This is a genomic window from Streptomyces sp. CB02056 (assembly GCF_001905545.1).
GTDB lineage: Bacteria > Actinomycetota > Actinomycetes > Streptomycetales > Streptomycetaceae > Kitasatospora.
In genome coordinates, this window is sequence record NZ_LIPD01000017.1 from 1,836 (window position 1) to 17,447 (window position 15,612).

14 protein-coding genes and 1 tRNA gene are annotated in these 15,612 nt (G+C 75.2%); 5 read left to right on the plus strand and 10 right to left on the minus strand.

The window, feature by feature from the left end:
- Window positions 1-77: 77 nt before the first annotated feature.
- Both dhaL and dhaK read right to left on the minus strand, forming a co-directional pair.
- A complete protein-coding gene (gene dhaL, locus AMK13_RS34395) occupies window positions 78-704 on the minus strand; it encodes a dihydroxyacetone kinase subunit DhaL (protein WP_074005550.1) in 627 nt (208 codons plus the stop codon).
- Between the two features lie 12 nt (window positions 705-716).
- The gene (gene dhaK, locus AMK13_RS34400) at window positions 717-1,712 is read right to left on the minus strand and encodes a dihydroxyacetone kinase subunit DhaK (RefSeq protein WP_049659693.1); all 996 of its coding nucleotides are present in this window, start codon (window positions 1,710-1,712) and stop codon (window positions 717-719) included.
- 166 nt (window positions 1,713-1,878) lie between these two features.
- Here dhaK and dhaM point away from each other — a divergent pair, with 166 nt between their 5' ends.
- Window positions 1,879-2,271, plus strand: a complete 393-nt coding sequence (gene dhaM, locus AMK13_RS34405) for a dihydroxyacetone kinase phosphoryl donor subunit DhaM (protein ID WP_049659695.1) — start codon at window positions 1,879-1,881, stop codon at window positions 2,269-2,271.
- Between the two features lie 36 nt (window positions 2,272-2,307).
- Here dhaM and AMK13_RS34410 read toward each other — a convergent pair whose 3' ends face one another.
- A complete protein-coding gene (locus AMK13_RS34410) occupies window positions 2,308-4,020 on the minus strand; it encodes a bifunctional 3'-5' exonuclease/DNA polymerase (RefSeq protein WP_074005551.1) in 1,713 nt (570 codons plus the stop codon).
- A gap of 206 nt (window positions 4,021-4,226) precedes the next feature.
- Between AMK13_RS34410 and AMK13_RS34415 the strand changes: the two genes are divergently transcribed.
- On the plus strand, window positions 4,227-6,251 hold the full coding sequence (locus tag AMK13_RS34415) for a M3 family metallopeptidase (protein ID WP_074005552.1): 2,025 nt from the start codon (window positions 4,227-4,229) through the stop codon (window positions 6,249-6,251).
- Between the two features lie 15 nt (window positions 6,252-6,266).
- On the opposite strand, the gene AMK13_RS46170 is transcribed toward AMK13_RS34415, so the two are convergent.
- On the minus strand, window positions 6,267-7,718 hold the full coding sequence (locus tag AMK13_RS46170; protein ID WP_074005553.1) for a cellulase family glycosylhydrolase: 1,452 nt from the start codon (window positions 7,716-7,718) through the stop codon (window positions 6,267-6,269).
- Window positions 7,719-7,806: 88 nt separating this feature from the next.
- Window positions 7,807-8,430, minus strand: coding sequence for a TetR family transcriptional regulator (locus AMK13_RS34425; RefSeq protein WP_049655722.1), 624 nt, complete (start codon window positions 8,428-8,430; stop codon window positions 7,807-7,809).
- A 125-nt stretch (window positions 8,431-8,555) separates the two neighbouring features.
- On the opposite strand from AMK13_RS34425, the gene AMK13_RS34430 reads away from it, so the two are divergent.
- A complete protein-coding gene (locus AMK13_RS34430; RefSeq protein ID WP_049655719.1) occupies window positions 8,556-9,782 on the plus strand; it encodes an acyl-CoA dehydrogenase family protein in 1,227 nt (408 codons plus the stop codon).
- 52 nt (window positions 9,783-9,834) lie between these two features.
- Here the strand turns inward: AMK13_RS34430 and AMK13_RS34435 are convergent, their stop codons facing one another.
- The 3 genes from AMK13_RS34435 to AMK13_RS34445 all read right to left on the minus strand — a co-directional run bounded on the left by AMK13_RS34435 (window position 9,835) and on the right by AMK13_RS34445 (window position 12,121).
- Window positions 9,835-10,452 carry a hypothetical protein gene (locus AMK13_RS34435; protein ID WP_074005554.1) on the minus strand — a complete coding sequence of 206 codons (618 nt, stop codon included), beginning with the start codon at window positions 10,450-10,452 and terminating at the stop codon, window positions 9,835-9,837.
- A gap of 134 nt (window positions 10,453-10,586) precedes the next feature.
- Window positions 10,587-11,396 carry an enoyl-CoA hydratase/isomerase family protein gene (locus AMK13_RS34440; RefSeq protein WP_079272763.1) on the minus strand — a complete coding sequence of 270 codons (810 nt, stop codon included), beginning with the start codon at window positions 11,394-11,396 and terminating at the stop codon, window positions 10,587-10,589.
- A 35-nt stretch (window positions 11,397-11,431) separates the two neighbouring features.
- Window positions 11,432-12,121, minus strand: a complete 690-nt coding sequence (locus tag AMK13_RS34445; RefSeq protein WP_241853153.1) for a TetR family transcriptional regulator — start codon at window positions 12,119-12,121, stop codon at window positions 11,432-11,434.
- A 152-nt stretch (window positions 12,122-12,273) separates the two neighbouring features.
- Between AMK13_RS34445 and AMK13_RS34450 the strand changes: the two genes are divergently transcribed.
- Window positions 12,274-13,809, plus strand: a complete 1,536-nt coding sequence (locus AMK13_RS34450) for an MFS transporter (RefSeq protein WP_380717305.1) — start codon at window positions 12,274-12,276, stop codon at window positions 13,807-13,809.
- Window positions 13,810-13,919: 110 nt separating this feature from the next.
- Here AMK13_RS34450 and AMK13_RS34455 read toward each other — a convergent pair whose 3' ends face one another.
- Window positions 13,920-14,468: a GNAT family N-acetyltransferase gene (locus AMK13_RS34455; RefSeq protein ID WP_074005555.1), complete on the minus strand. Its 549-nt coding sequence runs from the start codon at window positions 14,466-14,468 to the stop codon at window positions 13,920-13,922.
- 75 nt (window positions 14,469-14,543) lie between these two features.
- On the opposite strand from AMK13_RS34455, the gene AMK13_RS34460 reads away from it, so the two are divergent.
- On the plus strand, window positions 14,544-15,152 hold the full coding sequence (locus AMK13_RS34460) for a TetR/AcrR family transcriptional regulator (RefSeq protein WP_198959493.1): 609 nt from the start codon (window positions 14,544-14,546) through the stop codon (window positions 15,150-15,152).
- 251 nt (window positions 15,153-15,403) lie between these two features.
- Here AMK13_RS34460 and AMK13_RS34465 read toward each other — a convergent pair.
- Window positions 15,404-15,479, minus strand: a tRNA-Arg gene (locus AMK13_RS34465).
- Between the last annotated feature and the right edge of the window lie 133 nt (window positions 15,480-15,612).

The window sequence follows — 15,612 nt, forward strand, 5'->3', positions numbered from 1 at the left end:
CTGGGGCGGGAGGTGGGGGGTGAGGCGGGTGGGGTGGGTGTGGGGGGAGGTGGGTGTGTGTGGGCGGTGGGTGGGGGTCAGGTGGTGGTGATGTCGGCGAGGGTGCGGAAGACGAGGGCGGTGGAGGTGGCGCCCGGGTCCTGGTGGCCGATGCTGCGTTCGCCGAGGTAGGAGGCGCGGCCCTTGCGGGCCTGGAGGGGGATGGTGTCGCGGGCGCCCTGTTCGGCGGCGTCGGCGGCCGCTGCGGCCGCTGTGGGGAGGTCGGCGCCGGTGGCGGCTGTGGCGCGGAAGGCGGCGACGGCCGGGGTCCAGGCGTCCACGATGGTCTTGTCGCCGGGGGCGGCTTTGCCGAGGAGGCGGATGGCGTCCAGGCCGGCGGACAGGGCCTCGGCGACGGCGGCCGGGCCGGCCGGGTCGGGCAGGGCGGCGCCGATGGCGCGGAAGGCCTTGCCGTAGAGCGGGCCGGAGGCGCCGCCGACCTTGGAGATGAGGGTGGTGCCGGTCTTGGTGAGGACGGCGCCGGGGCCGGCGGGCTGGAGGCCGTCCAGGGCGGTCAGGGCGGCGGCGAAGCCGCGCTGGAGGTTGCTGCCGTGGTCGCCGTCGCCGATCGCGGAGTCCAGGTCGGTGAGCCGGGCCCGCTCCTTCTCGACGGCCGCGGCGATCGCGCGGACCCAGGCCTCGGCCAGCGGGGTGTCGAAGTCCATCGTGCGTCCTCCTCAGGCCCGCTTGAGGGCGGGGGTGTCGACCGGGGCGTCCCAGAGTTCCAGCAGCTCGGCGTCGGCCTTGGTGAGGGTGAGCGAGAAGCCCGCCATGTCCAGGCTGGTGACGTAGTTGCCGACCAGGCTGCGGGCCACCGTGATGCCGCGCTCGGCGAGCCGGGCGGCGACCTCGCCGTAGACCACGTACAGCTCCAGCAGCGGGGTCGCGCCGAGGCCGTTGAGCAGGGCGATCACCTCGTCGCCCGGGGTCAGGTGGTGGTCGGTCAGGATGGTGTCGACCACCTCGGCGGCCAGCTCGCGGGCCGGGCGGAGCTTCTCGCGGCGGCGGCCGGGCTCGCCGTGGATGCCGACGCCGACCTCGATCTCGTCCTCGGGCAGGTCGAAGCCGGGCTTGCCTGCGGCCGGGACGGTGGCCGCGGTGAGCGCGACGGCGAAGGAGCGGGAGGCGGCGTTGACCCGCTCGCCCAGGGCGGCCACCTCGTCCAGCGGGGCGCCGCGCTCGGCCAGCGCGCCGGCGGTCTTCTCGACCAGGACGGTCGCGCCGGTGCCCCGGCGGCCGGCCGTCCAGGTGGAGTCCTCGACCGCGACGTCGTCGTTGACCAGGACGGTGCGGACCTCCAGGCCCTCCTCGGCGGCGAGTTCGGCGGCGAGCTCGAAGTTCATCACGTCGCCGGTGTAGTTCTTCACGACGAAGACCACGCCGGCGCCGGTCTCCACGGCCTTGGCGGCGGCCAGCATCTGGTCCGGGACGGGCGAGGTGAAGACCTCGCCGGGGCAGGCGGCGTCGAGCATGCCGGGGCCGACGAAGCCGCCGTGCAGCGGTTCGTGGCCGGAGCCGCCGCCGGAGATCAGCGCGACCTTCGGGCCGGCCGGGCGGGCGGCCCGGGTGATCACCCGGTTGGGGACGTCCACCGTCAGCTCCGGATGGGCGGCGGCGATCCCGGCCAGCGCGTCCTCCAGGACGCTCTCCGGGGTGTTGATCAGCTTCTTCAACGCTCTTCGCTCCCTTGGTGACCTGGGTGACCTGGGTGAGGACGCCACGGCCGGCGACGCCGTAGCCCCGACGCTACGCCAGACGGGGGTGGTGGGCACGGGGTGCGACACGCGGGATTCCGATCACTCTCCCGGAGTACCTGGTTCCGGCCGTAGGGTCGGCCGCATGAGTGAGAACGTGGGCATTGTTCTGGTCTCGCACAGCGCCCGGCTCGCGGAGGGGCTGCGCGAGCTGCTCGGCGAACTCGCCTCGGACGGCGTGCGGGTGGTCGTCGCGGGCGGCACCGAGGACGGCGGGCTCGGCACCAGCTACGACCTGATCGCCGGGGCGATCGCGCGGGCCGACGCCGGGGCGGGCGTGGTCGTGCTGCCGGACCTCGGCAGCTCGGTGCTCACCGCCGTCACGGTGCTGGAGGACGAGCCGCGCCCGGGCGTGCAGCTGGTGGACGCGCCGTTCGTGGAGGGCGCGGTGGCCGCCGCCGTCACCGCCTCGACCGGGGCGGGCCTGGCCGAGGTGGTCGCGGCGGCCGAGGACGCGCGCGGGTTCCGGAAGCTCTGACGGACCGGTGTCCGGGCGCCGTTCAGTGCCCGCGGCTCACTTGGCGTCCGCGTAGCAGTCCACCACCGCCGTGCTGAGCGGGAAGCGCACCGGGGTGTCGCCGAACACCAGCCGGCGGGCCTCGTCGGCCGCCTCGGCGACGGCGGCGGCCACCTCGTCGGCGAGGTTGGCCGGGGTGTGCACGATCACCTCGTCGTGCTGGAAGAACACCAGGTGCGGGCGGTCCTCCGGGCCCGCGGCGGGCAGTTCGTTCAGTCGGCGGCGCAGGGCCGCGAGCAGGGCCAGTGCCCAGTCGGCGGCGCTGGCCTGGATGACGAAGTTGCGGGTGAAGCGGCCGCGGGCGCGGGCGGTGCGGCCGCCGGCCTCGCCCGCGCCCTCGCCCTCGGTGAGGTCGAGGAAGTCGGCGGAGGCCGGCGGGCAGACCCGGCCGAGCCGGGAGGCGACCACGCCGCCGTCCTCGCCGGTGCGGGCGGCGGCCTCGACGTAGCCCATCGCGGCCGGGTAGCGGCGGTGCAGGGTGTTCAGCAGCGGGCCGATGTCGCCGCTGGTCTGCCCGTACATGGCGCCGAGCAGGCCGAGCTTGGCCTTGTCCCGGTCCCCCTGGAAGGCCTGGGCGGCGAGCGCCTCGTACAGGTCGCCGCCGGCGGCGGTGCGGGCCAGCCCGGCGTCCTGGGAGAGCGCGGCGAGCACCCGGGGCTCCAGCTGGGCGGCGTCGGCGACGACCAGCAGCCAGCCCGGGTCGGCGACCACGGCGCGGCGCAGGATGCGCGGGATCTGCAGGGCGCCGCCGCCGCGGCTGGCCCAGCGGCCGGAGACCACGCCGCCGACCACGTACTCGGGCCGGAACCGGCCGCCGCGGGCCCAGGCGTCCTGCCAGGCCCAGCCGTGCGCGACGTGGATCCGGGACAGCTCCTTGTAGCGGACCAGCAGCTGCGCGGCCGGGTGGTCGACGCCCTTGAGCTCCCAGGAGCGGGTGGAGCCGAGCTGGATGCCCGCCTCGGCGAAGGCGCGCAGCACCTGGGTGTGCGAGTCGGGGTTGAACGGCTTGGCGCCGAGGGCCTGCTGGAGGTCGACGGCGAGCTCGGCGAGGACCCTGGGCTGGGTGCCGGGGACGGTCGGCCGGGGGCCGAGCAGTTCGGTCAGCAGCCGGTCGTGGACGTCGGCCCGCCAGGGCAGCCCGTCGTGGGCCGTCTCGGCGGCCACCAGGGCGCCGGCCGACTCGGCGGCGACCAGCAGCCGGAAGCGCTGCCGGGCGGCCGGGTCGGCGATGGCGGCGATCCGGCGCTGCTGTTCGGCGTGGACGGCGACCACGGCCTCCAACGGGTCGGCGCCGGGGGGCAGTTGCAGCCGGTCGGGGGCGAACAGGGTGTCCTGGCCGTCGTCGGCGTCGGCCAGGCCGGGCTCGGGCAGGTCCGCCGGGACGGGCAGGTTCCGCAGCCGGGCCCAGGCGGCGCCGAGCGAGCGCGGCGCCCCGAACCGGCCCTCGTGCGCCAGCAGCAGCGCCTCGACCAGCCGCAGGTCGTGGCAGCGGGCGAGCCGGTCGGGCAGGCGCGGCAGCAGCGGGGCGTACCCGGAGTCGGCGGCGGCCCAGACCCAGCGCGGGTGGTCGGCGGCCTCCCGGGCGGCGACGGCGGTGGCGAGGTCGCGGACGGCCTCCGGCGGGCCGAGCGGCCGGCCCGTGTCGTCCAGCGGCTGGAGCCGGCCGCCGGGGCCGTGCGGATCGGGCGCGATGGCGGTCCTGGGTGCCACGGGGGCTGCTCCTCTCCGGCGCGCGGTCGGGCGTGCGGGGACGGGTACGGGGACGCGGGCCCGCGGACGGGCACGCCGCGGCCCGCGACCGACGGGCCCGCGCGTCGACGTTAACGGGTGGGTACGACAACGGGCGGCACGCGGGCCCCGCGAGGGGCGGCAAAAGCACGTGGGCAGGGCCGGGGACACGGCGTAGGGTTCGCGAAATGACCGTGAACCCGTTCTTCCAGGCCAGCCCGCTGGTCTACGAGCTCCCGCCGTTCGCCGAGATCCGCGAGGAGCACTACCTGCCCGCGTACGAGCGGGGGATGGCCGAGCAGCTGGCCGAGATCGCGGTGATCACCGCGGACCGGGGCCTGCCGACCTTCGAGAACACCCTGGTGGCCCTGGAGCGCTCCGGGGAGCTGCTGCGCCGGGTCGACGCGGTGTTCCGCAACCAGTCCTCCTCGGACACCACCGACGTGCTGGACGAGGTGGAGGCGAAGGTGAGCCCGCTGCTCGCCGCCCACCACGACGCGATCCACCTGGACCTCGCGCTGTTCGCCCGGATCGAGGCGCTGTACGGGGACCGCGCCGGGCTCGGCCTGGACCCGGAGTCGCTGCGCCTGCTGGAGCGCCGGTACACCGCCTTCGTGCGCTCCGGCGCCCGGCTGGGCGCGGCCGAGCAGGCCCGGCTGCGCGAGCTGAACGCCGAACTCGCCGCGCTCGGCACCACGTTCCAGCAGAACGTGAACGCCGCCACCCGGGCCGCCGCGCTGGTCCTGGACTCCGCCGAGGAGCTCGCCGGGCTGTCCGGGGGCGCGATCGCCGGGGCCGCCGAGAACGCCCGGGTGCTGGGCCACGACGGCCGGTACGTGCTGAGCCTGAAGAACACCTCCGGCCAGCCCGAGCTGGCCCAGCTCACCGACCGCGCGGTGCGCGAGCGGCTGCTGGCCGCCTCGCTCGGCCGGGGCGTCGAGGCCAACGGCCCGCTGGCGATCCGGATGGCCGGGCTGCGCGCCGAGCGGGCGGCGCTGCTCGGGTACCCGAGCCACGCCGCGTACGTGGTGGCGGACGAGACGGCCGGCACCGTCGAGGCGGTCTCCTCGCTGCTGGCCCGGCTGGTGGAGCCGGCGGTGGCCAACGCCCGCCGGGAGGCCGCCGAGCTGGCCAGGGCGGCCGCCGCGGACGGCATCACGGAGATCGCCGCGCACGACTGGGCGTACTACTCGGAGAAGGTCCGGCAGAGCTCCTACCAGGTGGACGCGGCCGTGCTGCGCCCGTACTTCGAGCTGGAGCGGGTGCTGCGGGACGGCGTGTTCTTCGCCGCGAACCTGGCATACGGGGTGACCTTCACCGAGCGGCCGGAGCTGACGGCCCACCACCGGGACGCCCGGGTCTTCGAGGTGTTCGAGGAGGACGGCACCCCGCTGGGCCTGTTCATCGGCGACTTCCACGCCCGGGCGTCCAAGCGCGGCGGCGCCTGGATGGACGCGATGGTGGCCCAGTCCGGGCTGACCGGGCAGCGCCCGGTGGTGCTGAACAACCTCAACATCCCGCGCCCGGCGCCCGGCGAGCCGGTGCTGATGGACTGGGACGAGGTGCGCACGCTGTTCCACGAGTTCGGGCACGCGCTGCACGGGCTGTTCTCGGACGTGCGCTACCCGCTGTTCTCCGGCACCTCGGTGCCCCGGGACTTCGTCGAGTTCCCCTCGCAGGTCAACGAGATGTGGATGGTCCGGCCGGAGGTGCTGGCCAACTACGCCCGCCACCACGCGACCGGGGAGCCGCTGCCGGCCGAGCTGGTCGAGCGGATGACGGCGGCCGAGGGCTTCGGGCAGGGCTTCCGGACGGTGGAGTACCTGGCGGCCACGCTGCTGGACTGGGCGTGGCACACCGTGCCGCGCGGCGAGGAGGTCGCGGACGCCGAGGAGTTCGAGGCGCGGGCGCTCGCCGCGGCCGGGATCGCGGTGGACGCGATCCCGCCGCGCTACCGGACGACGTACTTCCAGCACATCTTCTCCAGCGGCTACAGCGCCGCGTACTACGCGTACATCTGGTCGGAGGTGCTGGACGCCGACACCGTGCAGTGGTTCGAGACCAACGGGCGCGCGGTGCGGGAGAGCGGTGAGCTGTTCCGGCGCGAGCTGCTGGCGCGCGGGTTCAGCCGGGACCCGCTGGAGTCCTTCCGCGCGGTGGTCGGCCGGGCTCCGGAGACCGGGCCGCTGCTGGCCCGCCGGGGGCTGGTCTGACCGTCACCGTCACGGTCAGGCCGCGGTGAGCGTGACCGTCACGGTTGTGCCCCGGCGGGTGTGCGGGAGCCGGACGCGGACGGTTCCCGCGCGCCCGCCGGTCGGTTGGTCGACCTCGACCCGGGCGCCGGCGGGGGAGACGGCGACCCGGGCCCCGTGCGGGAACGCGGCCGGGGGGAGCAGGAGTTCGCCGCCGCGCCCGGTGCCGTCGGCGCGCCAGCGGACGGTGGCGCCGTCGGCGCGGGCGTCGGTGCGGACGTCCGTGCCCGCGACGGCCACCGGGTACGGGCCGAAGGCGGGTTCGTCGCCGGGGGCGGGGCGCCCGGCCGGGTCGAGCGCGCAGTAGCCGCCGTTGCCCCGGCACCAGTACCACATCGTCCAGCCCTCGGCGAAGCCGTCCATCGCGGCGGTCTGACGGCGGACCAGCTCGGTGTTGCCCGGGGTGCGGGAGTCCGGCGGGCCCCACTCGCCGACCAGGACGGGCAGGCGGTGGGCGGCCGGGTAGCCGGTGATCGCGGCGGTGTACCGCTCCACGAAGCCGTCGGCGGGGTTCCAGTCGGCGCCGCCCTCGACCGCGGTGTCGTAGAAGTGCGGCGCGTAGCCGAGCCGGGCCGCGCCGGGGCGGGGGTCGGCGAAGCCGGGCAGGCTGGTGGGCACGCCCTGGCCGACCAGCACGGTCGGCTCGACGAACAGCCAGGCGCGGGAGTCGGCCCGGCGCACGGCGGCGATCAGGCGGCGGTACATGTCGGCCAGCCGGCCCTGCTCCAGGGCGGAGGCGGCGGCGGCCAGCACGGCCGGGTCGCTCGGGTCGCCGTCCACCGGGCCGAACGGCTCGTTGAACAGGTCGTAGCCCAGCAGCGAGCGGTGGCCGCGCAGTTCGCGGGCGAGCCGGGTGTAGAAGTCGGCCTGCCAGGCGCGCAGGTCGGGGTCGTCGTAGAGGTGGCGGAAGGCGGCCTGGACGGCGGGCTGGAAGTAGCCGGCGAACCAGTCGTCCGGGTCCGGGGTGAACGGCAGGCCGTCGTCCCGGGTGGCCCAGACGGGGACGCCGTTGGTGCCGCCGCCGAACGCGGGCCCGTAGACGTCCTGGTGGAAGTCGACCAGGACCAGCAGGCCCAGCCGGTCGGCCCGGTCGAGGAGCCGCTGGACGCGGTGCAGCTCGGTGGGGTCGAGGCGGCCGCGCCGGGGTTCCAGCCTGGTCCAGGAGACCGGCAGCCGGACCAGGGTGAAGCCCTGGGCGGCGACGGAGTCGAGGTCGGCCGGGGTGGCCTCGGCGTACTTGTCGAGGTTGAAGCCGCGCAGGAGGAGCCGGCGGCCCTGGGCGTCGGTGAGGGCGGTGCGGCCGTCGGCGGCGGTGGCCGTTCCGGTGGGGAAGCGGTCCGGCGGCCCGTCGTGGGCCGAGGCCGGGACGGCGGTGAGGACGGCGGTGGCGGCGAGCAGCAGGGCGACGGCGGTGCGGCGCAGGCGCATCGGGGACCTCGCACGGCGGGGGGTGGGGGTGGGGCCCGATGATGCCCGGACTTCCGTGCGCCGCACAAGAGTTCGGTCTACGGAGGACTCAGTCCGCGGCCGGTTCGGGCGCGGTCGGCAGGACGGCGGTCGGCCGGTCCGCGGCGGCGGCCAGCCGGCCCCAGAGCAGGTCGGCCAGCGCCTGCACCATCCGGGCGCGCGAGCAGGGTCTGGTCTCCAGCCACCAGTCCCCGGCGGCCAGCACCATCCCGGTGATGCCCCGGCCCCAGGCCTCGGCGAGCAGGTCGCGGTCGGCGCCGAGGTCGACCTGGCTCTGTACGGCCCGGGTGATCTCCTCGGCGATCTGCCGGAGCGCGGGGGCGAGGGCGTTGCCGGCGCCGCTCGGGTCGCCGGGCTCGGGGTGGGTGAGCAGCCGGTAGACCTGGGGGCGGGCCTCGATGCCGGCGAGGTAGGTGTCCAGGACGTGCTCGACCCGGTCGCGGCGCTCCAGCGGCTCGGCGAGGGCGGCCCGGACGGCGGCCAGCAGTCCGCCGGTGTGGCGCTCGGTCAGGGCTCTGATCAGGCCGTTCCGGTCGCCGAAGTGGCGGTAGAGGATCGGCTTGGTGATGCCGGCCTCGGCGGCGATGGCGTTCATGCTGGCGCCCGGCCCTTCGCGCTGGACGACCCGGTCGGCGGCGTTGAGCAGCTGCTCGCGGCGGGGCTCTCGGGACATGCGCTGCTCCTCGGAGTTGGGGTCCGTCTGGGCGTTGACACCGGTTACCAATCAGTAGCAGACTCCGACGATGTTACCCGAGGTAACACCCCGGTCGGCCGCACACGTCTTCGGAGGCACGCACCATGAGCAGCACGTTCTCGCTGGACCCGGGCGCGGACCAGCTCGCCGTACGCGACTGGCTGCACGGCTTCGCCGCCGACGTGATGCGCCCCGCCGCGGCCGAGTGGGACGAGCGCGAGGAGACCCCCTGGCCGGTCATCCAGGAGGCCGCCAAGCTCGGCATCTACTCGCTGGACTTCTACGCCCAGCAGTACTTCGACCCCTCCGGCGTCGGCATCCCGATCGCCATGGAGGAGCTGTTCTGGGGCGACGCGGGCATCGGGCTGTCCATCGTCGGCACCACCCTGGCCGCCGTCGCGGTGCTGGCCAACGGCACCGACGAGCAGATCGGCACCTGGACCCCGCAGATGTTCGGCACCCCGGAGGACGTCAAGGTGGCCGCCTTCTGCTCCTCCGAGCCGGACGCCGGCTCCGACGTCTCGGCGCTGCGCACCCGGGCGGTGTACGACGAGGCCAAGGACGAGTGGGTGCTCACCGGCACCAAGACCTGGGCCACCAACGGCGGGATCGCCGCCGTCCACGTGGTGGTCGCCACCGTCGACCCGGAGCTCGGCGCCAAGGGCCAGGCCTCCTTCGTCGTCCCGCCGGGCACCCCGGGGCTGAGCCAGGGCCAGAAGTTCAAGAAGCACGGCATCCGCGCCTCGCACACCGCCGAGGTGGTGCTGGACGGCGTCCGGGTGCCCGGCAGCTGCCTGCTCGGCGGCAAGGAGAAGCTGGACGAGCGCCTCGCCCGGGCCCGCGAGGGCGTCAAGCGCCCCGGCGGCAGGGGCAACGCGGCGATGGCCACCTTCGAGGCCTCCCGGCCGGCCGTCGGCGCGCAGGCGATCGGCATCGCCCGGGCCGCGTACGAGGTGGCGCTGGACTACGCGAGGACCCGGGAGCAGTTCGGCCGGCCGATCATCGACAACCAGGGCGTGGCCTTCCAGCTCGCCGACATGAGGACCCGGATCGACGCGGCCCGGCTGCTGGTGTGGCGGGCCTCCTGGATGGCGGTCAACAACCAGCCGTTCACGGCGGCCGAGGGCTCGATGTCCAAGCTGTACGCGGGCGAGACCGCCAAGTACGTGACCGCGCAGGCGATGCAGATCCTCGGCGGCAACGGCTTCACCCGGGAGTACCCGGTGGAGCGGATGCACCGGGACAGCGCGATCTACTCGATCTTCGAGGGGACCAGCGAGATCCAGCGGCTGGTGATCGCCCGGGCGATCTCGGGGGTGCCGATCCGCTGACCGGTCGCCGTGGCCGCCCTGGCCGGTGGGCGGCCCGAGAGCGGGTGGCCCGTCAGCGGGCGGCCCAGAAGGTGAGGCCGGCGGCGAGCGCGCCCACCGCCGCGCCGACGGCCGTCTGCGCGGCGGTGTGGTCCCGCAGCGCCACCCGGGACCACCCGATCAGCGGGACCAGCGCGCCGAGCAGCAGCCAGAGCGGGCCGAGCGCGATGGCGAGGCAGACCACCGCGCCGGTGGCCACGGCGGTGTGCACGGAGACCTTCCACCAGACGGTGATCACCAGGATCGGGACCAGCGAGGCGAACATCGCCAGCACCAGCGCGGTCAGGTCGGCCGGGGCGTCCAGTCCGATCATCACCGCGAAGCTGAGCAGCACCGAGCCCATGATGAGCGGGAAGAGGGTCAGCCGGCGCTGCCGTCGGCCGACGTGACGGTCCGCCACGGTGCCCTTGCGCATGCCGTGGCCGATGATCAGGGTCGGGACGACGGCGGCGAACAGGGCGGCGAACAGCGCCCAGCCGATGCCCGACCAGCCGTAGCGGAGGCCGCCCAGCAGCGGGAGCAGCACGAGGATCACGTTCTTCGGCTCCAGGCCGTCGGTGATCCGGCGGGCCAGGGCCGTCCGGCGGGTGGGGGCGGGCGGGGCGGGCACGGCCTGGGCCTCGGTCGTCATCGGGGTGGGTGCTCCGGGGGCGGGAAGGGGTGGACGGGTTCCGGCCGGATGATCGTACGGGTGCTGGTGCGGCCCCTTCCGCCGGGCCCGCACCGTTCCCGCGCGGGAGCGTTCCCGCTCGGACCCGTTCCCGTTCAGAACCGGGCGGGCCGGCCCTCCAGGAAGGCGGCCAGGCCCTCGCGGACGTCCGAGCCCTCCCGGGCGCGGAGCAGCCAGGGGGCCAGGACCTCGTCGGCCCGCTCGGGCGGGGCGTCCAGGACGGCCTTGGCCGCGCCGACGGTCTGGGCGGAGCGACGGGTCAGCAGCCGGGCGAAGTCCAGGGCGGCGGCGTCCAGTTCGGCGTCCGGCAGGACGCGTTCGGCCAGGCCGAGCGGCAGCGCGTCCCGGCCGGCCACCAACTCGCCGGAGAACAGCAGGTACTTGGCCCGGGCCGGGCCGATCAGCCGGGCCAGCCGTACGGTCGGCACCGCCGGGTAGACCACGCCGAGCTTGGCCGGGGTGATCCCGAGCCGGGCGTCCTCGGCGACGAACCGCAGGTCGCAGGCGACGGCCAGTTGGCAGCCGCCGCCGACGCAGGCGCCGTGCACCACGGCGAGGGTCGGGTGCGGGAAGGCCGCCAGCGCCTCCTCGGCGGCGACGTTGGTCGCGTGGTAGGCCTCGGCGCGGTCCGGATCGCCGTACACCTCGGAGAGTTCGGCGATGTCCGCGCCCGCGCTGAAGGTGTTGCCGGCGCCGGTGAGCAGCAGGACGCGCACGCCCGGGTGGCCGGCCAGCTGCTCCAGCACCTTGGGCAGCGCCTGCCAGACCGCCAGGGTCACCGCGTTGCGGCGGTGCGGGCGGGCGAACTCCAGGACGGCGACGCCGTCCTCGCCGACGTACGCGTTGAGGCCGTCGGCCTGCGCGGGCAGGGCGGAGCGGTCCCGCGTGAGCAGCGGCTGGTCCATGCGCACCTCCGGTCGGTCGTGGTGCGCCAACTCTCTCAGGCGGCGCGGGTGCAGTAGTCGCCGAGGCCGTGCTCGAGCAGGGCGAAGGCGCGGCGGGCCTCCTCCAGGACGGCGGGCAGGGCGTCGGCGGCGCGCTCGCCGGCCAGCATCCGCCGGTGGTTGGCGGCGATCAGCGCGACCCGGACGGCGAGCAGCTGGGCGGTGGCGACCCGGGCGGTCAGTTCGTCGTGGGCCGGGTCCTGGGCGAGCAGTTCGGCGGCGAGCGCGGCGTGCGCCAGCCGGTCGAAGCCGTGGGTGGCGCGGGCGGTCAGCGCGGGGGTGCGGTGGATCAGCCGGACCACGTCGAGCACGATCCGGTCGTCGTTCAGCCCGGCGGCCGGGTCGAAGCGCTCCAGTGCGGCGAGGAACTGCTCGCGCAGCGCCGTCACCGCCGAGGTGCCCGGGGCGCGGTCGCGCACCGCCTGGGCCGGCTCGTCGAGGTGCTGCTCCATCGGGCCCATGACCAGGTCTTCCTTGGTGGGGAAGTAGTTGAAGACGGTCATCTTGGACACCTCGGCGGCGGCGGCGATCTCCGCGACCGAGACCTGGTCGAAGCCGCGCTCGGTGAACAGCGCGACGGCCGTGCGGAAGATCCGCATGCCGGTCTGGAACTTCTTGCGCTCGCGCAGCGGGAGGGCGTCGAGGTCGACGTCGGGGCCGAAGTCCTGTGCGGGTCGCATCGCCATGGGGGGACTGTACCAGGATCAAATGTTGACCAGGCAGAAAGATTGGTCGGGATGAAGAATTGACCGAGTCCAAAAACGCTGCGATGGTGAGGGCGTGCCGCCGGCCGCCCCGGCCCCGGCGCGAATCCGACGGACCCTGGGGGGACCCGACCATGGCCACCACCGCCGCCGTACCCGCTGCCGCACCCGCGCCGCCGGACACCGCGCTGATGACCCCGGCCCAGCGCAAGCTGGGCATGCTGCTCTGCCTGGTCACGATCGTGCTGGCGGTGCTCGACATGAACATCGTGTCGGCCGCCACCGTGCCGATCGTCCGCGACCTCGATCCCGTCCACGGCGTGGACCGGCTGCCCTGGCTGGTCAGCGCGTTCGCCCTGGCCGCCACCGCGCTGCTGCCGCTGTACGGCAGGCTCTGCGACGTGTACGGCGCCAAGCGCGTGCTGCTCGGGGCCGTCGGCACCTTCCTGCTCGGCTCGGCGCTCTGCGGGGCGGCGCAGTCGATGGACCAGCTGATCGCCTTCCGGGCGGTGCAGGGCGTCGGCGGCGGCGGGCTGATGAGCGTCACCATGGTGGTCATCGCCCAGTTCAAGGACCCGGAGGAGCACGGCGGCGCCAAGGGCGGGGCGGTGGGCGGGATCGTCGCCGGCCTCGGCATGGCGGTCGGCCCGCTGGTCGGCGCGCTGTTCACCGACCACCTCGGCTGGCGCTGGGTCTTCTACGTCAACCTGCCGCTCGGCCTGCTGGTGCTGGTCGGCGTCGCCCTGGTGGTCAGGCTGCCCCGGGCGACCGGTCGCCGGAGCCTGGACTTCGTCGGCGCGGCCCTCGCGGCGGCCTTCGCGACCGGGCTGCTGCTCGTCACCGAGTGGGGCGGCAAGGACCACGCCTGGACCTCCCCGGTGATCCTCGGGCTCGCCGCCGCCACCCTGGCCGCGCTCGGCCTCTTCCTGTGGCGTCAGGCCACCGCCGCCGAGCCGGTGCTGCCGCTGTCGCTGTTCCGGATCCGCGCGGTGCGGCTGGGCTTCGCGATCCAGGGGCTGGTCGGGATGGGCATGGTCGGCTCGATCATGTACGTGATGCTCTACCTGCAGATCGCCCGGGGCGTGGCCCCGACCTCGGCCAGCCTCTACCTGGTCCCGATGGCGGCCGGGATGACGGCGGCCGGCCTGCTGGTCGGCCGGCTGACCGGGCGCGGCCACCCGCCCCGGACCTTCCTGGCGGCCGGCGCGGCCTGCGCCACGCTCGCCCTCGCCCTGCTCGGCCTCAGCGGGCCGGACACCGCGCTGTGGGCGGTGCTGGCCGAACTCGCCCTGCTGGGCTGCGGGCTGGGGCAGCTGATCGGCCAGCTGGTCACGGTGGTGCAGGAGACCGCGCCCCGGCACCAGCTGGGGGTGGCGACCACCGGGATCCGGTTCTTCCAGAGCCTCGGCAGCGCGCTCGGCGCGGCGCTCTTCGGCACCGTGCTGACCCGGGTCTTCGAGGCGGGCGAGCCGGGGCGGCCGCTCGGCGCGGTCCGGGCGCTGACCGGGGCGGCGCACGAGCACGCGGTGCGCAGCTTCACGGACGCGGTGGACGTGGTCTTCCTGTCGGCGGGCGGGGTGCTGGCGCTGGCACTGGTGTGCGTGCTGCGGCTGCGGCCGGCCGAGCTGGCGGGGCCGGCCGGGTCGGCGGGGGTGGCGCCGGCCGCCTGACGGGTCGACGGCCGGCGGGCTGGTGGGCCGCCGGGACGGTGTGGTGCGGTTCGGTTCGGTGCGGGGCCCGGTGGGCGGGGGAGTCCACCGGGCCCGGCGCCGTTCCCGGTTCAGGCCCGGCTGGTCCACTCGTCGGCCAGCACGGCCCAGATCTCCTTGTCGTAGCGGACCCCGTTGTACGGGTACCACTCGCGCAGCACGCCGTCGCGGGTCATGCCGACCCGCTCGGCGACCGCCCGGCTGCGGGCGTTGACGGAGGAGCACCACCACTCGGCGCGGTGCATGCCGCGGGTGGTGAAGGCGTAGTCGAGCAGCTGCTTGACGGCGGCGGTGATCAGCCCGTGGCCCTCGCCGGCCGGCTCCGTCCAGGCGCCGATCTCGCAGACGCCGGACCGGGCGTCGAAGCTCACGAACATCACGCCGCCGACCAGGGTGCCGTCCAGCCAGATCCCGTAGATCCGCTTCTGGTCGGCGGCCAGGCCGTCGGCGTAGCGCTGGAGGGTGGCGCGGGCGGACTCCAGGTCGACGGAGAAGGTGGCCCAGGGGATCCACGGGTCGGTGTGGGCGCGGGCGCGGTCGAGGTGGGTCAGGAACTCGGGCGCCTGCCAGGGCTCCAGCGGGCGCAGTTCGGCGTTCTCGGTGAGCGGTACGGCAAACACGGGCGGCCTTTCACGGGTGGTGCTGAGGTTGGCTGGACTATTCATAACAAACGTTTGGTACGTAAGATAGCCCCCATGACACCGGCCCGTGGAGACCATGACGCCCGACGCTCGGAAGTCTCCGAGGGGGTGTGGCGGGTGCTCTCCACCCGGGGTTTCGAGGGGCTGACCCTGCGCGCGGTGGCCGCCGAACTGGGTGCCTCCACCGGGCTGTTGACGCACTACTTCCCGAACAAGCGGGCGCTGCTGAGCCACGCCCTGGAGGAGCTGGACCGGCGCTCGCTGGCCCGGCCCCGGCGCACCGCCCCCGCCGACGGCAGCGCGCCGCCGGCCGGCCTGGCCCGGGTGCGGGCGTCGCTGCTGGACGTGCTGCCGCTGGACGGCGAGGCCGCCGCCGACAACCGGATCTGGGTCGGCTCCTGGGACCACGCCCTGGCCGACCCGGAGCTGGCGGCCGCCCACGCGGGCCGCTACGCGCGCTCGCGCACCGCGCTCACGGCGCACGTCGCGGACGCCCAGCGGCTGGGGGAGCTCCCGGCGCGGGCCGACCCGGCCGCGCTCGCGGCGGGGGCGCAGGCCTTCGTGCTGGGCCTGGTGGTCCAGGCGCTTTTCGCCCCGGAGGAGTTCCCGGCGGAGCGGCAGACGGAGCTGCTGGACGCCTACCTGGCGGGGCTGGCGGGGTAGGCCGGGGTGCTTCCGGGCGCGCCGGCCCGGCCCGGGGCGGGCTCCGGCGTGTTCGGGGTGGGGGATTCACCGGGAATTCCGGTTGTTCCGGTTGGACCCGTTTTTCGCCCCGTTTTCGCGGCGGCCCCGACACGCATGGTCACGAGTTCTGTGCGATGAGTGCGCGGAACGGTTGGTGTACGGGATTACCGACTGGTCCGGAGCGGACACGGAAAGTGTCCGCCGGAGTGGTGGCCTGCGGAATTGCGGGGTGGTGCCCCCAGCAGGATTCGAACCTGCGACCTACCGCTTAGAAGGCGGGTGCTCTATCCGCTGAGCTATGGGGGCGGGACGGGCGGTGCCCTGGCGGGCGCGACCGTGGCCGGGATCGGGCTGGCGAGCGCCGGGGCGCGCGCTGTCCGGCCCCGTACCTGAGGGTGGGGGTGGGGGTGGTGGGCCCTCGCCCTGTCGGGGACAGGAT